The sequence below is a fragment of the Streptomyces sp. NPDC036764 genome, assembly GCF_055609385.1.
This window is the reverse complement of the sequence record NZ_JBVJPT010000001.1, coordinates 2195460-2212279: the sequence shown is the minus strand read 5'-3', so window position 1 is coordinate 2212279 and position 16820 is coordinate 2195460. Positions and strand designations below refer to the sequence as shown.

At 70.4% G+C, this 16820-nt stretch carries 18 protein-coding genes and 1 pseudogene; 10 read left to right on the top strand and 9 right to left on the bottom strand.

Going from position 1 to position 16820, the window contains the following annotated elements; genetic code table 11:
* Positions 1-39 precede the first annotated feature (39 nt).
* A complete protein-coding gene (locus tag ACZ69Q_RS09030; RefSeq protein WP_471038769.1) occupies positions 40-714 on the bottom strand; it encodes a glyoxalase in 675 nt (224 codons plus the stop codon).
* Positions 715-878: 164 nt separating this feature from the next.
* Between ACZ69Q_RS09030 and ACZ69Q_RS09025 the strand changes: the two genes are divergently transcribed.
* Both ACZ69Q_RS09025 and ACZ69Q_RS09020 read left to right on the top strand, forming a co-directional pair.
* Positions 879-1769 carry a PfkB family carbohydrate kinase gene (locus tag ACZ69Q_RS09025; RefSeq protein WP_471038766.1) on the top strand — a complete coding sequence of 297 codons (891 nt, stop codon included), beginning with the start codon at positions 879-881 and terminating at the stop codon, positions 1767-1769.
* A 109-nt stretch (positions 1770-1878) separates the two neighbouring features.
* Positions 1879-3585, top strand: a complete 1707-nt coding sequence (locus tag ACZ69Q_RS09020) for an FAD-dependent monooxygenase (RefSeq protein ID WP_471038762.1) — start codon at positions 1879-1881, stop codon at positions 3583-3585.
* A gap of 73 nt (positions 3586-3658) precedes the next feature.
* On the opposite strand, the gene ACZ69Q_RS09015 is transcribed toward ACZ69Q_RS09020, so the two are convergent.
* On the bottom strand, positions 3659-4291 hold the full coding sequence (locus ACZ69Q_RS09015) for a TetR/AcrR family transcriptional regulator (protein WP_471038759.1): 633 nt from the start codon (positions 4289-4291) through the stop codon (positions 3659-3661).
* Positions 4292-4435: 144 nt separating this feature from the next.
* Here ACZ69Q_RS09015 and ACZ69Q_RS09010 point away from each other — a divergent pair, with 144 nt between their 5' ends.
* From ACZ69Q_RS09010 to ACZ69Q_RS09000, 3 genes are all read left to right on the top strand, one after another.
* Positions 4436-5833, top strand: a complete 1398-nt coding sequence (locus tag ACZ69Q_RS09010; protein ID WP_471038757.1) for an MFS transporter — start codon at positions 4436-4438, stop codon at positions 5831-5833.
* Positions 5830-7053 carry an FAD-dependent monooxygenase gene (locus tag ACZ69Q_RS09005; protein WP_471038754.1) on the top strand — a complete coding sequence of 408 codons (1224 nt, stop codon included), beginning with the start codon at positions 5830-5832 and terminating at the stop codon, positions 7051-7053. Before ACZ69Q_RS09010 ends, ACZ69Q_RS09005 begins: the two co-directional genes overlap by 4 nt.
* 187 nt (positions 7054-7240) lie before the next feature.
* Entirely contained in the window at positions 7241-7909 is a 669-nt protein-coding gene (locus tag ACZ69Q_RS09000; RefSeq protein ID WP_471038748.1) for a hypothetical protein, read from the top strand.
* An 86-nt stretch (positions 7910-7995) separates the two neighbouring features.
* Here ACZ69Q_RS09000 and ACZ69Q_RS08995 read toward each other — a convergent pair whose 3' ends face one another.
* Both ACZ69Q_RS08995 and ACZ69Q_RS08990 read right to left on the bottom strand, forming a co-directional pair.
* Positions 7996-8379, bottom strand: coding sequence for an AQJ64_40280 family protein (locus tag ACZ69Q_RS08995; RefSeq protein WP_471038744.1), 384 nt, complete (start codon positions 8377-8379; stop codon positions 7996-7998).
* Positions 8380-8547: 168 nt separating this feature from the next.
* Complete coding sequence (locus ACZ69Q_RS08990) at positions 8548-8940, bottom strand: VOC family protein (RefSeq protein WP_471038742.1); 393 nt, start codon at positions 8938-8940, stop codon at positions 8548-8550.
* 485 nt (positions 8941-9425) lie between these two features.
* Here ACZ69Q_RS08990 and ACZ69Q_RS08985 point away from each other — a divergent pair, with 485 nt between their 5' ends.
* Positions 9426-9749, top strand: coding sequence for a hypothetical protein (locus ACZ69Q_RS08985; protein ID WP_471038740.1), 324 nt, complete (start codon positions 9426-9428; stop codon positions 9747-9749).
* Positions 9750-9929: 180 nt separating this feature from the next.
* Here the strand turns inward: ACZ69Q_RS08985 and ACZ69Q_RS08980 are convergent.
* The 3 genes and pseudogenes from ACZ69Q_RS08980 to ACZ69Q_RS08970 form a co-directional block, all read right to left on the bottom strand.
* Positions 9930-10172 (bottom strand): annotated as a pseudogene (locus tag ACZ69Q_RS08980) (hypothetical protein); the annotation flags it as partial.
* A 153-nt stretch (positions 10173-10325) separates the two neighbouring features.
* Entirely contained in the window at positions 10326-10973 is a 648-nt protein-coding gene (locus ACZ69Q_RS08975) for a nucleoside deaminase (protein ID WP_471038738.1), read from the bottom strand.
* Between the two features lie 111 nt (positions 10974-11084).
* Entirely contained in the window at positions 11085-11687 is a 603-nt protein-coding gene (locus ACZ69Q_RS08970; RefSeq protein ID WP_471038735.1) for a TetR/AcrR family transcriptional regulator, read from the bottom strand.
* Positions 11688-11771: 84 nt separating this feature from the next.
* On the opposite strand from ACZ69Q_RS08970, the gene ACZ69Q_RS08965 reads away from it, so the two are divergent.
* Both ACZ69Q_RS08965 and ACZ69Q_RS08960 read left to right on the top strand, forming a co-directional pair.
* Entirely contained in the window at positions 11772-12575 is an 804-nt protein-coding gene (locus tag ACZ69Q_RS08965; RefSeq protein ID WP_471038734.1) for an SDR family NAD(P)-dependent oxidoreductase, read from the top strand.
* A gap of 107 nt (positions 12576-12682) precedes the next feature.
* Positions 12683-14794 (top strand): SpoIIE family protein phosphatase, encoded by a 2112-nt coding sequence (locus tag ACZ69Q_RS08960; protein WP_471038731.1) that lies wholly within the window; start codon positions 12683-12685, stop codon positions 14792-14794.
* A 51-nt stretch (positions 14795-14845) separates the two neighbouring features.
* On the opposite strand, the gene ACZ69Q_RS08955 is transcribed toward ACZ69Q_RS08960, so the two are convergent.
* The gene (locus tag ACZ69Q_RS08955; protein WP_471038730.1) at positions 14846-15640 is read right to left on the bottom strand and encodes an SDR family NAD(P)-dependent oxidoreductase; all 795 of its coding nucleotides are present in this window, start codon (positions 15638-15640) and stop codon (positions 14846-14848) included.
* 238 nt (positions 15641-15878) lie between these two features.
* Between ACZ69Q_RS08955 and ACZ69Q_RS08950 the strand changes: the two genes are divergently transcribed.
* Together ACZ69Q_RS08950 and ACZ69Q_RS08945 are read left to right on the top strand one after the other, a co-directional pair.
* Positions 15879-16307 (top strand): hypothetical protein, encoded by a 429-nt coding sequence (locus ACZ69Q_RS08950; RefSeq protein ID WP_471038727.1) that lies wholly within the window; start codon positions 15879-15881, stop codon positions 16305-16307.
* 31 nt (positions 16308-16338) lie between these two features.
* Positions 16339-16635: a hypothetical protein gene (locus ACZ69Q_RS08945; RefSeq protein ID WP_471038722.1), complete on the top strand. Its 297-nt coding sequence runs from the start codon at positions 16339-16341 to the stop codon at positions 16633-16635.
* A gap of 7 nt (positions 16636-16642) precedes the next feature.
* On the opposite strand, the gene ACZ69Q_RS08940 is transcribed toward ACZ69Q_RS08945, so the two are convergent.
* A complete protein-coding gene (locus ACZ69Q_RS08940) occupies positions 16643-16774 on the bottom strand; it encodes a hypothetical protein (RefSeq protein ID WP_471038719.1) in 132 nt (43 codons plus the stop codon).
* Between the last annotated feature and the right edge of the window lie 46 nt (positions 16775-16820).

Here is a 16820-nt window from a genome sequence, read left to right as displayed (position 1 = left end):
GGACAGAACACCAGGTCCGACCGGCACAGGGAGCCGGCATCAGGACACTGCTGACTCCCTGGAAGGGGCGTGGTCCAGGCGCGTGGCCGCTTCCCAGACGAATCCGTCCGGGTCGGTGAACGCGCCGGCGGTGCTGCCCAGGATGACGCGGTGCGAGCCCGTGCCGTCAGCGGGGACGCCGAGGTCCTTGGCCAGGCCGCGACGCTTGTACAGCGCCAGCTTTACGGGGCTGGACTCGCCGGACGCGAACTCTGCGTACTTGCCGCCGAAGCTCCTGGCCACGGTCAGGCCCCGGCCGACGTAGAACTGCTTGGTGGCCTTCAGGTCCTCGACGCCCAGCAGCAGGACGACCTCGTCGATCTGGCGCGTGGCCGGGCCGGTGTCCTTCTTCGCCGAGGTCGCGACCTTGCAGATCGTCCCGTCGGGTGCCTGGACGACGCCGCCGTAGCCCCACAGCGACTTCGCGGCGGGCTTCAGTACGGTGGCGCCGGCGTCCACGGCGGCGCCCAGGAAGGCGTCGACGGTGGCCGGCCCTGACACGGTGAGCGCCAGGGTGAAGCCGCGGAAGCCGGTGGAGTGTGCCTCGGACGCCCGCAGACGGATGTGCTGGTCCACTCCGAACGCGGTGTAGAAGAGGCGGGCGGCCTCGAGGTCGGCGACCTCGAGGGTGACGGATGCGAGGGACGTGGTGGATGCGGTGGTTTCCATGTCCATCACGCTAGAGGCGGCCCGGTAGCCAGGGCTTCTCGATTCCTGACCGGTCTCGTCGGCGGGCGCGGACGGTATGGCCATGGCGGCCTGGGGCACGGTTGAAGAAGCCGGCCCCGTGATCTCGGGGGCGGTCGGCGGGTTCGGTCACTGAGAGGATGTGCACCTGGATGGAGTCGGGAACGGGCAGGCGGCCTGAAGGGCTGTTCGTGGGCTTGTGCACCTTGGATGTCATCCAGCTCGTCGATCACGTCCCGGGTCCCGACGAGAAGCTCACCGCCCGCGAGCAGACCGTGGCCGCCGGCGGCCCTGCGACGAACGCGGCCGTGGCCTTTGCCCACCTGGGTGGCGGGGCCGCACTGCTCACCGCCATCGGCTCCCACCCGCTGGCGCGCGCGGTCACTGCCGACCTTGACCGGGCGGGTGTGACCGTGTCGGACCTGGCGCCCCACGCGACCGATCCGCCCGCCGTCTCCTCCGTGATGGTCACCGCCTCCACCGGACAACGCGCCGTCGCCTCCACCAACGCCACCGCGCACCGGCTCGCCCCGCCCGCCGATCTCGCTGCCCGGGTGGCCGCCTGCGACATCGTCCAACTCGACGGCCACCACATGGAACTGGCCACGGCCGCCGCCCGCGCCGCGCGTGCCGCCGGCCGCCTCACGGTCCTCGACGCCGGGAGCTGGAAGCCCGGCACGCAGGACCTGCTGCCGTGGATCGACGTAGCGGTCTGCTCCGCCGACTTCCACCCGCCCGGCACCCGCAACCCCTCCGAGGCGCTGCGTCTCCTCCAGCAACAGGGGGTCAGATGGACGGCTGTCACCCGGGGTGACCGGCCCATCGAGTGGGCGGGCCCCGACAGCGGCGGAACAGTCGCGGTGCCCGCCGTGCCGGTGGCGGACACACTCGGCGCCGGAGACGTCCTGCACGGGGCCCTGACCCATCACCTTGCCGCCCAGCGGCCGCTGACCGCGCAGGGCTTCGTTGCGGCGCTGCATGCCGCCGCCCTCGTGGCCTCACGGGCGTGCGCCTCGTTCGGCACCCGGGCCTGGATGCTCTGACACCCGGACACACGAGCACACCGAGGATGTCCGGCGCATCGTCCTCGCAGGACCGCCCCACCTTGAGTCGCTGCCCTGTTTCCGGCGGTGGACGATGGAACCAGGGCAGATGGGGCGCCTGTGGCGGGAGAAACCGGTGGTGGACACGGATGTACTGATCGTCGGTGCGGGGCCGGTCGGGCTGACCGCGGCGGCCGAGCTGCGGCGGCAGGGGGTGGCATGCCGTGTCATCGACAGGCTTCCGGCCCGGTTGCCGTACGCCAGGGCTGTGGGCGTACAGCCGCGGACGCTGGAGATCTGGGATCGGATGGGCATGGTGCGCGCGGCTCTCGAGGTCGCCGTGCCGATGCGCGGTCAGGTGGTGTACGCCGACGGTGTCGAGCAGGCGCGCTTCGAGCTGCGGCTGCCGCCCGAGGTGCCGTACGTCTTCGCGGCTCTGCCCCAGTACGAGACCGAGCGGATCATCGAGGAGCATCTCGCCCGTTTCGGTGCCGGGATCGAGCGGGGCACCGAGCTGGTGGGGTTCACGCAGGACACGGACGGGGTGGTCAGCCGGATCGTCACGGCATCCGGTGCCGAGCAGGAGGTGCGTTCACGCTTCCTGATCGGCTGCGACGGGGCGCACAGCACGGTCCGCAAGGGACTCGGGCTCTCCTTCGAAGGGGGTGCGTTTCCCGAGGAGTACATGCTTGCCGACGTGGAGGTGGACTGGAGCCTCCCGCAGGGCTACGGAGTGCGCGCCATGCACCACGACGCGGACGGCCGCGTCGACGATCTCCTCGTCTGCATCCCGCTACCCGGGGATCGCCGGTACCGCATGTCGATGCTGGTGCCCGCTGAGCTCTCGACCGACAGTCAGGGTGCGGCGCAGGACTCGGTGACCCACGGGCTGGAAGGCGGGCGCGCGCCCGGACTCGGGCACATCCAGGCCGTCCTCGACCGGCTCGCCCCGCAGCCCACCACCGCGTCCGCGATGCGCTGGTCGTCCGTCTTCCGCATCAGTCATCGTCTCGTCGACCGGTACTGCGTCGGCCGGGTCTTCGTCGCCGGGGACGCCGCGCACATCCATCCGCCGACCGGTGCCCAGGGCATGAACACCGGTATCCAGGACGCCTACAACCTCGCCTGGAAGCTGGCGCTCTCGCTGGAGGGCGGCGCCCATCCCCGGCTGCTCGACAGCTATGACGCCGAGCGTCGCCCCGTCGGCGAGGAGGAGGTGGGACGCACGGTCGAGCACGCCACCGAGGGCATCCGGGCGGCGCCGGACGACATGACGGCGGTCATGCTGCGCGAGGCCCAACTGCTCGTCGCCTATCCGCGCAGTCCTTTGGTGGCGGCCGGCGGTGCGGCGCCCGGCGGTGCCGGAGCGCCGGGTCCGAGGGCCGGTGAGCGTGCGCCCGACTGCCCCGGTCTCGTCGCGGGCGTGGCCGCAACGCCCCTGCGCCTGTACGACCTGCTGCGCGAGCGCGAGCACGTCCTGGTGCTCTACGCCGACTCGGCCGACGCGCTCGACTCGTGCCGCGAGGCCGCCGCCACCGGGTATCGGCTGACCGGTGACAACCTGGACGCGTTCGTCGTCAGCCGGCATGGAGCCGTGCCGGAAGCCGCCCGCGGACCGATCGACCCGAATGGTCGGCACCTGCCTGTCTTCCGGGACGGTGCGGGGCAGTTCGAGCGGCTGTACGGCGTCGACGGCCCGACGGCCTTCCTCATCCGCCCGGACGGCTATCTGGGCGCCCGGCTGTCATCGCTGACCGCTCCGGGGGCGGCGTCCGAGCTGTCCGACGCCCTCGGACGGGTCTTCCGCCTGCCGTAGAGCCCGCGACACGACCTTGGTTGAGGGAAGGGTCGTGGGCTGACGGCGCACTCGTTGCTTCGCGCCGCCCGGCCTACACGGTCCGGTACGCCCGGAGAAAGGTCCGCACTCCCTCGACGATGAGCGGCCGGACGCGGGTGTCCTCGGCGGCGTTCGCGGAGCCGAGCCTGTCCAGCGCGACGCCGAAGGTCAGCGCGATGAACTGGTCGGCCGCGAGCCGGGAGTCGGGGACGTCGAGCAGCCCTGCCGCGCCGAAGGCGGCGAACCGCTCGGCGAGTGCCTCGTCGGGGGTGTCGGCCATGGAGTTGTAGCCCCGGTGCGGCAGGTGGCCGGATTCCACCCGGACCAGTCGCTGCAACGTGGCGTACTCCGCCGAGTCGAGCATGTCGGTCGAGATGCGCATCGAGAACGTGACCAGGGCGTCCTCGAGGTCGGCGGCCTCGGTGAGGTCGGTGAGGGTGTCGTCGAGGGTGCGCCGGATCGTGGTGATCATCGACTGGCCGATGGCGTCGACGACTGCTTGCAGCAGCGTCTGCTTGTCGCCGAAGTAGTCGTAGACCGTCCGCTTGGACACCTCGGCCCTGGCGGCTACCGCGTCGACGCTTGACCGGTCGAAGCCGTCGGCAAGGAACAGTTCCCGGGCCGCCGAGAGGATGGCGGCCCGCTTCGGCGTGGACCCCTCGCGCAGTGTCTTCGTGGTCGGCATGGGCACATCTTAACCGTCCTACACTGCACGGTGTAGTGTAGTTTCATGATGAAGGCCGCCGTGTCCGCGCCGGGCCCGGCACTGCGGCAGCGCTACGCGTACGACCGTCCCCTAACTCGCCCGGCACCGACGGAAAGGACGTCCATGACCGCAACTCTGGCTCCCCCGGTCCGCATCGGTAAGGCCGCTGTCGCGGCGCTCGGCATGCTGGCGGTCGCCACCGGTGCCCTGGAGTCGGTGGTGACGCCGACGCTTCCGCTTCTGCAACGCGAGCTGGACATGAGTCCCGCCGAAGGGGGGCTACTCAGCATCGTGCTCCTCATCACCGGCGCGCTCGTCACACCGGTCGCAGGCAAGTTAGGCGACCGCTACGGCGGAAAACGGGTCCTGATCCGGCTGATGGCGGTGGTCTCGGCCGGCGGTCTGGTGTCCGCCCTGGCGCCGAACCTGCCGGTGCTGCTGGTCGGTCAGGTACTGCAGGGGGCGATGGTCGGCGCGCTGCCCCTGTCGTTCATCCTGGTGCGCAAGAACCTCCCCGCGGGCGAGTCGAAGGTGGCCATCGGGGTGGTCAGCGGGTTGTTCGTGGGCGGCGGGATGGCGGGAACGCTGTCCGCCGGACCCGTGGCCGAAGCTCTGTCCAGGCACTGGATGTTCGCCCTGCCGACGATCGCGGTCATCGGGGCCGCCATCCTGGTGAACAGCCTGATGCCGCACGATCCGCCGGGCCGGTCGGACGGCGCCGGAGTCGACTGGCCCGGCCTGGTTCTCTTGAGCGGGACGATCATCACGCTCATGCTCGTGCTCGCGCTGGCGCCCGACCTCGGGTCGCAGCCACTCGTGCTCGGCGGCCTCCTCGTGCTTCTGGCCGCCTTCGTGATCGGATGGACGGCCGTCGAGCGCCGTGCGGCCTCGCCGATGGTCGATCTGCGCATGCTGGCACGGCCCGCGGTGTGGAAGTCGTGCGTGCTGACCTTCGTGATCTGCCTCGGTACCTCGGTACCGGTCTTCCTCGTCCCGCAGTTGTTCGCGGTGCCCGCCGACGCATACGGCTTCGGGGCGAGCGCCACCGAGATCGGCTTGTTCCTGCTGCCCGGCGCCGTGGCCGCGTCGCTGGCCGGACCGATCAGCGGAATCGGGGCGCGGCGTCTCGGCTCGCGTGCCGTGGTCACCGCCGGGATCGTCATTCTGGCCACCGCCCTGATCGCCCTCGCGGCCGTACACACCAAGGTCTGGCACCTCGTCGTCGGCAAGGCGCTGATCTCGCTGGCCAACGGCCTGTGCGTCACGGCGATGGTGACCAGCACCGCCACCTCCGTCGAGCAGAGCGACACCGGCATCGCGACCAGCCTGGTCCTGGTGACTCGCGTGGTCGGCTTCGCCGTGGGTGTGCAGATCAGTGGCGCGATCCTCACCGCCGGCACCCCTGCCGGGTCGGATGTCCCGGCCGAATCGGCCTTCGTCACCGGCTTCGTCATCGCGGGCCTCGTCACCGCGCTGTCCCTGCTGGTCGCCCGCACCATGAGCAAAGGAGTCAAGTCATGACCCACGCCGATCAGTTGAGGGACACCCGTACCGAGCCGAGGCGCAGGGTCCTGATATCCGGGGCCGGCATCGCGGGGACCGCCCTCGCGTTCTGGCTGAACCGCTACGGATTCGCGGTCACGGTGGTCGAGAAAGCGGGCTCGCTCCGTGACGGTGGCTACCCCATCGACGTACGCGGCACGGCACTCGAGGTCGTCCGGAGGATGGGCATCCTGCCGCGACTGCAGGACGCGCACATCGACCTGCGCCGGCTGACCTTCCTCGACGGGGACGGCGGCGAGGTGGCCTCGGTCAACCCGCACGCCCTCACCGGCGGTGTCGCGGGACGGGACCTGGAGGTGCGGCGCGGAGATCTGACCGACGCTCTGCACACCGCGGTCCGTGACGACGTGGAGTTCCTGTTCGACGACTCCATCGACACCCTCGACCAGTCGTCCGGCCACGGGGTCGATGTCACCTTCCACGGGGGCGGCAGGCGTACGTACGACATGGTGTTCGGTGCGGACGGTCTGCACTCACGTACCCGCCAGCTCCTGTTCGGCGCCGAAAAGCAGTTCCACCGGTATCTCGGCTACTGCTTCGCCGGATTCACCATGCGCAACACCTTCGGGCTCTCCCTCGAGACGGTGATGTGGAACGCCCCGGGCCGGGCCGCGGCTCTCTACGCCGTGGGGGACAACGACGACGTGCACGCGTTCCTCAACTTCGCCCGACCGGAGCCGCCGTTCGACGCGTTCCGCAACCCGGAGGCCCAACGGGATCTGGTCGCCGAGGTCTTCGCCGATGCGGGATGGGAGGTCCCGGGCATGCTTGCCGCCATGCGCGAGGCGGATGACCTGTTCTTCGACGGGGTCAGCCAGATCCGCATGCCCCGGTGGTCCAGCGGCAGGGTCGCGCTGGTGGGCGACGCCGCGTACGCACCCTCGTTCCTCACCGGGCAGGGCTCCAGCCTCGCGCTCGTCGGCGCGTACATGCTCGCCGTTTCCCTGGCCGACCGGGACCACACCGCGGGCCTCGCCGCCTACGAACACTCCACCCGTGACTTCGTGACCGTGAACCAGGAACAGGTCGGCGAGGGCGACGCCGCACTCTTCCCGACCACCGCTCGGGCCCTGGAGCAGCGCAACGACATGCTGCGCAGCCTCAGCGCCATGCCGTCCGCGCAGGGACGACCGGCCCACTCGGCCCTCACCCTGCCCGAATGCATGCCCAGGAGGTGAGCCCGGGCACGCGCGTCGATGACGAGCGTCACCGGCGGTCGCTGCCGACACCGTCGGAGGTGTCGACAGGGCCACCCCTGCATCCGGTGTCCAGGCCCAGGGACGGGCCGTGTCGCGGGCGGCAGGATTCTTTTCGTCGGAAACGGACCGACAAGGAATCCACCAACGGACCTTCGGGGGACCCCCAATGAACGAGACCTTCGCCAGGCGGCTGACGGGCCTTGCCGGCATCGGTACCGCGGCGGCGCTGATCATCGAGGTACCGCTGTACTTCATCTACTCCGGTCCGCCGCCGGACTCCAACGTCCTCGCCAGGCTGCTGATCGCAATCGTCGCACTGGCGTTCCTGATCGTGTTCGTGACGGCCTTCCGCGAGCTCGTCAGGCGCGTGAACCCCGCCTACGAGTGGGTGGGTTCGATGGCCTTCGCCAGCGGCCTTGTCTACGCCGCGGTCACCCTGGTCTCCAGCGGGCTGGAAGCCGGTGCGGTCATCGCCGCCGACCATTCCATCGATCCGACCATCACCGTCAGCGGGACCTACATCCTCTACGGATCCATCGGACGTCTGCTGCTGGCCCTGTTCCTGGCCTCGGTGGGTTGTGCCATCTCCCGTACGAACCTGCTGCCCCGCTGGACCGGTCGCTCCGCCTATGCCCTGGCCGGTGTCAATCTCCTCTTCGTGCCGTCCTTGTTCTTCGGCAACAACCCGGCGAACTTCTACGCGGCGAACGGCTGGGGCACCACCGCGCTCATGGGCGCGATCCTCAGCTACTGGCTGCTCGCCCTCGGCATCTCCACCTACCGCAGCAACACCCGCCGTACGCCGACGGCCAAGGCGGCACCGTTGCCGCACTGACACGGCCGGGCGCAGCCTCGTATGTCGGATGTGGTGCCCGGCGAGGAAGCCGGGCACCACGTCCGACGTACGGGGCTTTCCGGTGGTCAGGTGAGGGGACGAGCGCTCCACGCGTGCTGGAGAGCCGACTGCACGTCCTGCCCGAGTACGACGTGGGTCTTGCCCGTCGGCAGGGTGGGTAGTTCGGCCCAGTGGGTCACGGTTTCCTCACCGGTCAGGCCGTACGGCAGCCGGACGACCCCGTCGGAGTCGACGAAGCAGTCCCTGTGCTCCGCGCCGTCCTCGCTCCAGTGCAGCGACGTGAAGACCATCGGCCTCACCAGCCAGAACTCCTCCCCCGTCGCCGGATCGGGTTCAGTGGCGCCCTCGGCGGGATACCGGCCGGTGATCGCCGCCGCCACCGGTGTACCGCTCCGAGGCAGCCTCTCGCGTGCGTCAACCCATGTCACCACGGTGTTCAGACCCGTCATAACCACCCTCGCTCAGCCGTTCGGCAAGGCGTCCTGTGCGTCATGCCGCCGCATCGGCAGGGGGCACTGCGCCGGGCGACGGCATCTGGCAAGACCGCTCGGCGCTCTCGGAGGTTGCTCGAGCCGGGACGAACAGGGCACCAAGGGTGGCAGGCCGGGGCCGGCCGGTCAGTGTTCCTGGAGCACGGAGAGGACGTTTCCGGCGGGGTCGGTGAACCAGGCGATCGCCGCGGGGCCGCCGTTGCCGACTCGGACGATGCCCTTCTCGTCGTGGTCGAATCCGGGGTAGCGCGTCAGGCTCACGCCTCGCCGCTGCAGTTCGTCGACGGCGGCCTCGATGTCGTCCACCGGGAAGTTGAGGATCGTGAAGGTCGCGGGGGTGTGCGTCGCCTTGGGGTAGACGAAGACCTGCGCGCCGCCGCCGAGCCTGAGGGTCAGCATGCGCATGTCCCCCTCACCGGTCTCCTCGACCTGGAGCCCGAGGGTCTCACCGTAGAACCGGCGCGCCTCGTCGAGGTCGTCGACCGAGAAGCCGCTGAAGGCCTGCGACTGTCCGAGCATGCCGTGTGTCTCCTTCACGGGTGAGCCGTCCTGTCACCTCAGGGCACACCACACGCGCCGCGGCTCCGACGCGCGCCACGCGGACCGGGCCCGGATGGTCGCGCGTCCTTCACCCTTGCGAACACCCGCACATCCCCACACCCGAACACCCCCAGCCCGTTTCGCACCAGTCGTCCGGTCCGCCGGCTGCAGGAGAACGGCCCCGTTCGTCCGGTCGTAACCATCGCGTCTTTGCCACGGCATGGCCTGCTTTCAGCCTGGGTGCCGTTCAAGACCCGTTCCGGACCATGGCCAAGTCGACTACCTCAAGGCCAAGGACTACTGCACGGGCAGCGGAAAGTGCGAGTTCGACGACGCCGGCGACTGGGGTTACGCGGCGGTGGACGACGCCGACTACCGTCCGACGGGACGGCCGAGGCGGGAGCCGCCCCCGACTGCACACTGACCACCACATCGCGCACCGCGACCGCCCACAGAGACACCTGATGACCCCGCCCCTCACTACCCCGAACACCGTCCCGCACGATCCGGCAGCCCAGGACCTGGAACGTCAACGGGACACGATCGCCGCCCGCGGCCACGAACTGCGACTGCTCGTCGACGCCACCGTCCGCACCACCGCTTCCCCGGAAACCCTTCATCGCTTGACGGACGGCGTCCGCGCCCTCACCGGACAACTCACCGGCCGCCGCCAACCGGCGGACATCCCCGAGGTCGACGAATTCCCAGTCGGGGTACGGATGTACAGTCCCGCCACCGGGACCGGCCGAGATCGACTGAGAGCCGCTGGTCAGGAGCGCGTCGCGTGACGCGGCGCGCAGGTCAGCACCTCGCTCCCGACTGGCTTCGCTGTCAACGGACAACTGGCGATCCGACGACGCGGACCGAACCCATGCCCCGTGCCCCATCGACCGACCCGGTCTGCCGGCTCAGTCGCGGGCAAGTTCTGGCACAGAGATCGTTACCGGCATCCGAGGAGAACCGAACTCCTACGGCGAGAGGGCTGGTGCAGGCGCAGTGTGGACATTGCTCAGCCGTTGCGAGCTGCCCCCCTCCGGCCAGACCACGTCTACGGGGATACCGGCCGCTTGCGCTTCGAGGACGGTGTCGGCGGTGCCGCCGTCCTTACCGGTGGGTGGTTCGCCATTCCATACGGCGACGAGGCGGTCGGCGCGTTCGATGAGGACGGCGTTGGCGGCTTCGTAGGCTTGCCGGTCGGCGGACTGATGGGGGGGAGGACGAGGAGATCAGGGCGAATGCGGCTGCGAAGTCGTGCTCTGCCAGGGCTCGACGGACATCCGCGCGTCCGAGGAGTCGGGAGCCGCGGTCGCGCCCGTCGCCTGTCCCGGCCGAGCATAACTATCCGTACGAAGCGGCGGGCACGCCTACCCGTACCTCACTCCCGGCGCGTCCGGAAGGTTCTCGCGCAGCCGCTGGGCCTCCTCGAAGAGGCGGTTGGTTACGTTCGCGAGGACACCGCCCAGGAGTAGCCGAGGGGTGTAGAAGGAGCTCGCCGAGTCGGCCACCTGGCGTGCGGTCAGGTCGATCTGGATGATCCCGGTCCCACGGATCTCGTCGATCGAGCTGGCCCAGACGACGCGCCGCAGGTTCGCCCACGCCATCGCGCTCATGCACATCGAGCAGGGCTCGCCCGTCGTGTAGAGGGTGGTGTCGGCCCAGCCCTGGTTGCCCTGCCGGCGCACGTAGTCGTTCATGGCGACCACCTCGCCGTGCAGCAGCGGGCTGTCCGCCCCGGTGTTGACCCCGCTCCCCAGGATCTCGCCGGTGCGGGCATGGACGATGACCGCGCCGAACGGCCACTCGGGGTTCCTGCGGGCCTGCTCGATGGCCAGCCACATGAACCGCTCATGGCCGGCGCCTGCCCGCCGGTCCGCCACGCCGCTCGCCTCGGCGTCCGGGTACGGGCGGGCATGACCCTGTTGGAGCATGTGCTGCGGGAGGGCCAAGGGCGCCGCGGCGCCTGTCAGCACGGCTCCGCACCTGCCGAGGAACTGACGCCTGCCCGAGTCCATACGCTTCTCCTCACCTGACACCGACGACTCCACAAGGTAGCCGGATCATCACAAATGGTGTCCAGGGTTCGGCGCTCTCGCCCCCTCCGGCGTGATCAGGTCAGCTCTGCCTCAGTCCGTGCCCCGCACCGCCGCGAGGCACTGGTCGTAGAGGTCGGCCAGGTCGAGCTGACCGTCCCCCTTGACCCAGAGCTCGGTTGCCGTGTCGACGCAGGCGAAGACCGCCGCGACGATCGCCTTGGCCCGCGGGTCCGTAGCGGGACCGGGAAGGGCACCGCCACCGGCGCCGGAGGTGAACCGCGCCTGGACGACCGGGACCAGTTCGGCCTGCCAGCGCAGCCGCTTCTCGATGTACCGGGCGTGCAGCGACGGCGTGTCGAAGATGAGGCGCGACAGCTCCAGGACCCGCTCGGGTGTGTGGTTGACGGTCAGGACGACCTCGAATCCGGCGCGCAGGGCATCCCAGGCGGAGGCGTCGGCCGGCTGCTGTTCGACGGTCTGCCTCAGCAATTCGCCAAGGGCGTCCTGGTCGCCGCAGACCAGGTCCTCCTTGGTGCCGAAGTAGCGGAACAGGGAGCGCTGCGAGATCCCCGCCTCCCGCGCGATCTGGGCGATGGTCGTCTGCTCGTAGCCCTGCTCGGTGAACAGGCGGACCGCGGTGTCCAGGATCGCCTCGACGGCGACCTGCCGTGAGCGGTCCCACAAGGTCGTCATGGGCGTCAGGCTACCCCTTCTGGACAGCGACCGCCTACCTGGCATTAACTGCCAGGTAGGCATCGACTGAAAGAAGGACATGCGATGGCAGCCGTCGACTACCGCGGACAGACCACATTGATCACCGGCGCCAGTGCCGGCCTTGGCGCCGAGTTCGCGCGTCAGCTCGCCGCTCGGGGCTCCGACCTGGTGCTGGTCGCCCGCCGCAAGGACCACTTGGAGGAGGTGGCCGCCGAACTGCGCGCGGACCACGGGGTCCAGGTCCATGTCGTGGAGATGGACCTCGCCACGGACAACCCCGGGCAGGCGCTGGCGGCGCGGGTCGAGCAACTCGGCCTGCACGTCACCAGCGTGATCAACAACGCCGGGTTCGCCACGTTCGGCTCCTTCCACCAGGCGGATCCGGTACGGCTGCGCAAGGAGATCGCCGTCGATGTGACCGCGGTGGCCGACATCAGCCGCGCCTTCATCGAGCCGCTGCGTACGGCCGGGCGCGGGGTGCTGGTCAATGTGGCGAGCATGGCGGCGTACCAGCCCAACCCGCGCATGGCTCTCTACGGAGCGACGAAGGCGTTCGTGCTGAGCCTCACCGAGGCGCTGTGGGAGGAGTCGCGCGGTTCCGGCCTGCGGGTGCTGGCCCTCTCCCCCGGCGCCACCCGGACCGAGTTCTTCGACGTCGTGGGCACCATGCGGGCCGCCGGAGGAAACCGGCTCGCCTCACCCGTCGACGTCGTCCGCACCGCACTGGCCGCCCTGGACCGCAGAAACCCGCCGCCCAGCGTCATCGCGGGACGCCTGAACCGGACGATGGCCTTCCTCGCCCGCCGCCTGGCCAGCCGGCGCCAGGTCATCCGAGCCATCGGCCGGCTCACGGCAGAGGGGGCATGACAGTCGGCGAGAGCGCCGTCGTCCCGCACCTCCCCACGCCTGATCCACATGCCTTACCCCCCTCTCGGGCTTAGCGTTCTTGATATGGGCGTTAGGTTTTGCGCCGCATGACCGGGGCCGGTGAGACGCCAGGTGCAACTGATCCGCTCGGTGAGGCCTTGGCAGCGGCTGTGCACCGCACCGGTGCCCGGTACGGAGGCGTCTACGTACTGGACCCGGCCGAGGAAGTGCTGGGGCTGATCGCGCTGTGCGGCATACCGATCGACGCCTTCACCCCCTGGTGGCGTACCGCGTATGCCGCCCACGGCCCCGCCCAGGATTCGGTGCGCACCGAGCGCATCGTCTGGGTGAGTTCCCTGGAGGAGTTGTCGCGCTGCTACCCGCGCGTCGCGGCGAGCCTCCCCTATGAGGTGGCGTTCGCGCTCGTCCCCCTCAGAGGGGTGCGGCACTGCCGGGGCACGATGTTGCTGTTGTGGGCCCCCGACCGGTCCCCCCGTCTCAGCCCTCGTGAGCGCGGGCGCATGGCCTCCGCCGCGCGGCGGATCTCCCGGGTGCTGAACTCGGCCCCCGCCCCTCCCGACATTCCGGACCGTCCTCGTTTCGTCCGTCCCCACGACAGGGATACGAGCGCGCAGTCCGCGCACGAGGCGGCCACCCTGGTCGAACGCCTTCCCGTCGGCACCCTCTCCCTCGATCCCGCGGGGCGTGTCACCTACGTCAACACCGCTGCCGCGAGTCTGCTGGGCAGCCCTGTGGAACAACTGCTGGGAACCGAGCCGTGGATGTCACTGCCATGGCTCGACAACATCGCCTACATGGACGCGTACCGCGTCGCGATGAGCAGCCGTGAGGCTCTCGGTCTGACGGTCCTGCGCCCACCGGACCAATGGCTCGACCTGCGGCTCCACACGGACGACTCCGGGACCAGCATCCTGGTGACGCCCGACCACTCGTCCAGGCCCATCGGCACTCGGCCCGCCTCCACCGGCGCTCCGCCGGACAGCCGTATCCATCTCCTGATGGGCCTGGCCGCCGCACTGACGGAAACCATCGGCGTCCAGGACGTCGTCGATCTGGTCGGCAACCAGATCCTGCCCGCCTTCGGCGCCCACGGCATGATCATGTCCACCGCCGACGCCGGCCGTATCCGGATCATCGGGTACCGCGGCTACGAGCCCGCCCTCATCGACCAGTTCGACGGTCTGCCCACGGACGCCGACCTCACGCCCGCCGGTCACACCCTGGCCACCGGCGCCTCCTCGTTCTTCGCCGACCGCGACGAGCTGACCCGCCTCTATCCCAAGGCACCACAGCTCAGCGACAAACAGGCGTGGGCGTTCCTGCCGCTCCTCAGCTCCGGACGCCCGATCGGCTGTCTTCTCCTCGCCTACAACCACCCGCACCCGTTCCCGGTCGCCGAGCGCTCCATCCTCACGCCGCTCGCCGGTCTCATCGCCCAGGCCCTGGACCGTGCACGTCTGTACGACGCCGAGCACGGCCTCGCGCTGGCCCTTCAGCAAACTCTTCTCCCACACGCGCTGCCCACCGTCGCCGGACTGGAAGTCGCCGCGCGCTACTTCCCGGCCGGGCAGGGCATGAACATCGGCGGCGACTTCTACGACCTCATCCGCCTGACCAACACCACCGCGGCGGCGGTCATCGGAGACGTGCAAGGGCACGACATGATGGCGGCCGCCCTCATGGGCCAGGTCCGGATGGCCGTCCACTCCCACGCCACCGCCGGAGCCGCCCCCGACGAGGTCCTCATCCGCACCGACCGCGACCTCGCCGACCTCAACACCAGCCGTTTCGTCTCCTGTCTCTACGCTCACCTCGACCTCGCCCGCCAGGAGGTGTCCCTCGCCAGCGCCGGCCATCCTCCGCCGTTGCTGCGGCACCCCGACAACCGGGCCCAGGTCGTCGACATCACTCCGGGTCCGCCGCTCGGCATCGGCGCGGGCGCCACCTCGTACCCGGTCACCACACTGCCCCTGGTTCCGGAGGCGCTCCTCGCCCTCTACACCGACGGCCTCGTCGAGGACCCCGGCACCGACATCACCCAGACCATCGGCGAACTCGCACGCCACCTCGGCGAGGCGGGCGACCTCCCGCTGCACCAACTCGCCGACAGCCTCGTCCGCCACACGCGCCGCACCAGCCAGCCCATCGACGACATCGCCCTGCTCCTGCTCCAGCCCAATCGTCTTGCCGAGACGTGAACGGCCATGAGCTTCCCGGCATCCGGACCTGCACTCCCTGAGCCGGGGCGGTCACGGCAGGATCGAGTCGACGTACCCGCCGTCCACCCGCAGCGCGCCACCCGTGGTGGCCGAGGCCTGGTCGGAGCTGACGTAGACCACCATGTTCGCGATCTCCTCCGGTTCGATCAGCCGTTGCAGCAGGCTCTGCGGCCGGTGCCGGCGCATGAAGGCGCGCTGGGCCTCGTCCCAGGGCAGGTCGCGGTCCACCAGTTCGTAGACGAACTCCTCCACCCCGCCCGTGTGGGTGGGCCCGGCGATGACCGAGTTCACCGTGACCCCGGTGCCTGCGGCCTGCTTGGCGAATCCCCGGCTGACCGCGAGGAGCGCCGTCTTTGACATGCCGTAGTGGATCATCTCGGCCGGGGTGACGATCGCCGAGTCGCTCGCGATGTACTGCACCCGGCCCCAGCCCCGCTCGGTCATGCCCGGAAGGAACAGCCGCGTCAGCCGTACGGCCGACAGCACGTTCACCTCGAAGTAGCGGCGCCACTCCGCGTCGCTGATCTCCAAGGGGTCGGCGGCGCCGAAGATGCCGAGATTGTTCACGAGGATGTCCACGTCCGGGAGCATCTCGGCGACCTGGTCCGCCCCTTCCTCGGTGGTCACGTCCGCCGCCACCGGCACCCACTCGGCGCCCGGCACCTCCTTGGCCAGTGCGGCGACGCTCTGCTCCACGCGTTCGCGGCTGCGGCCGTTCACACCCACGCGGGCACCCGCGCGGGCGAGGCCCGCGGCGATCGCCGCGCCGATGCCCTGGGTGGATCCGGTGACCAGCGCGGTGCGCCCCTTCAGATCGATCTGCATGCCTCGCAGCCCCTTTCGCGTGTGGATGGCGCGGGTGGATGTGCTTCCTGGGTACCCGTGAGGTCAGATGCATACGCGCGCTACATGCATACGCCGCAATTAACCGCACGCGCTCAATCGGCGGACGCGAGGAGGGGGCCGGAGGGCCCTTCGCGAACATGCAGGAGGCCGGGCCCGGTGCTGCAATGACTGAGGCCGCTGTTCCTCGGACGGCGACGGACACGGGAGGAACGGGGTCGTGCCTGACGCGGGGTCTGCGGCTGTGCCGGCCCATACGCAGCCGGAAGAGGCCGACCGGTTACGTGAGCTGCTGCGGCGCCCGGCCTACCAGAAGTCGCTCGTCTTCTCCGCGCGGATCGGTGTCCCGGTCTCCCTGACCGCGTTCTGGTTCCTGGCCGCGGTGCACGAACTGGAGCAGGCGCTGTGGGCCGACCTGCCCTCGGAGCTCGGGTGGGACACCCCTCCCTGGTGGTGGCCGTTACCGCTGCTGGCGGTGGCCGGCGTCGCGGTCGCTCTCGTGGTCAAGCATCTGCCGGGAGCCGGCGGCCACATCCCGGCCGCTGGTCTGCACGCTCCGGGGCAGGGCGCGTCCTCCCGGCCGGGGTCGTGCTCGCGGCCTACGCCAGTCTGCCGCTGGGGGCCCCGCTCGGCCCCGAAGCGCCCTTGATCGCGCTCGGCAGCGGCCTCGCCCTGTCGGAGTGGGCGGCCCGCAACTGTTCGCCGTCATGCTCCCGGCGCTGCTGGCCAGCATGGCGGCGAGCATGGCGGCCGCGTCCGCCGCGGCGCTGCGGCTGCCGGTGAGCAGCGCGGTGCTGGTCGTCCTGGTCATGGGGAGCGCCCCGATGACTCCCGTGGTGATGCTGTCGGCCGTGGTGGCTTTCGTGACGGTCCAGAGGCTGCCGCCCGGCCGTGCCGTGCCCCTGCCGGGCAAGCCGGCCCAGCCGCCGCCCGACCGGGACTCCGACCGGCCGGGCGGCAGCCCCGAGCACGCCTGACCCTCCCTTACCGGCCGGGGGTGCCGTGGTCGGGTTCCTCGCGCACTCTTGAGGTGGGAAGGAGCGGCTCGATGGAGAGTTCGGCAGGGATGCCGTCGGCGGCGGGGGTCCTGGCGCCCTGCCCCGGGGCCGTCCGCACCGGCCTCTGATGAACCACGGGGGTACGGGCGAGGGGTCCGGCTCCG

Bases quoted from the DNA above. Each gene is read 5' to 3' on its own strand.
- ACZ69Q_RS09030 (WP_471038769.1), bottom strand. From the start codon at position 714: ATGGACATGGAAACCACCGCATCCACCACGTCCCTCGCATCCGTCACC.
- ACZ69Q_RS09025 (WP_471038766.1), top strand. From the start codon at position 879: ATGGAGTCGGGAACGGGCAGGCGGCCTGAAGGGCTGTTCGTGGGCTTG.
- ACZ69Q_RS09020 (WP_471038762.1), top strand. From the start codon at position 1,879: ATGGGGCGCCTGTGGCGGGAGAAACCGGTGGTGGACACGGATGTACTG.
- ACZ69Q_RS09015 (WP_471038759.1), bottom strand. From the start codon at position 4,291: ATGCCGACCACGAAGACACTGCGCGAGGGGTCCACGCCGAAGCGGGCC.
- ACZ69Q_RS09010 (WP_471038757.1), top strand. From the start codon at position 4,436: ATGACCGCAACTCTGGCTCCCCCGGTCCGCATCGGTAAGGCCGCTGTC.
- ACZ69Q_RS09005 (WP_471038754.1), top strand. From the start codon at position 5,830: ATGACCCACGCCGATCAGTTGAGGGACACCCGTACCGAGCCGAGGCGC.
- ACZ69Q_RS09000 (WP_471038748.1), top strand. From the start codon at position 7,241: ATGAACGAGACCTTCGCCAGGCGGCTGACGGGCCTTGCCGGCATCGGT.
- ACZ69Q_RS08995 (WP_471038744.1), bottom strand. From the start codon at position 8,379: ATGACGGGTCTGAACACCGTGGTGACATGGGTTGACGCACGCGAGAGG.
- ACZ69Q_RS08990 (WP_471038742.1), bottom strand. From the start codon at position 8,940: ATGCTCGGACAGTCGCAGGCCTTCAGCGGCTTCTCGGTCGACGACCTC.
- ACZ69Q_RS08985 (WP_471038740.1), top strand. From the start codon at position 9,426: ATGACCCCGCCCCTCACTACCCCGAACACCGTCCCGCACGATCCGGCA.
- ACZ69Q_RS08975 (WP_471038738.1), bottom strand. From the start codon at position 10,973: ATGGACTCGGGCAGGCGTCAGTTCCTCGGCAGGTGCGGAGCCGTGCTG.
- ACZ69Q_RS08970 (WP_471038735.1), bottom strand. From the start codon at position 11,687: ATGACGACCTTGTGGGACCGCTCACGGCAGGTCGCCGTCGAGGCGATC.
- ACZ69Q_RS08965 (WP_471038734.1), top strand. From the start codon at position 11,772: ATGGCAGCCGTCGACTACCGCGGACAGACCACATTGATCACCGGCGCC.
- ACZ69Q_RS08960 (WP_471038731.1), top strand. From the start codon at position 12,683: ATGACCGGGGCCGGTGAGACGCCAGGTGCAACTGATCCGCTCGGTGAG.
- ACZ69Q_RS08955 (WP_471038730.1), bottom strand. From the start codon at position 15,640: ATGCAGATCGATCTGAAGGGGCGCACCGCGCTGGTCACCGGATCCACC.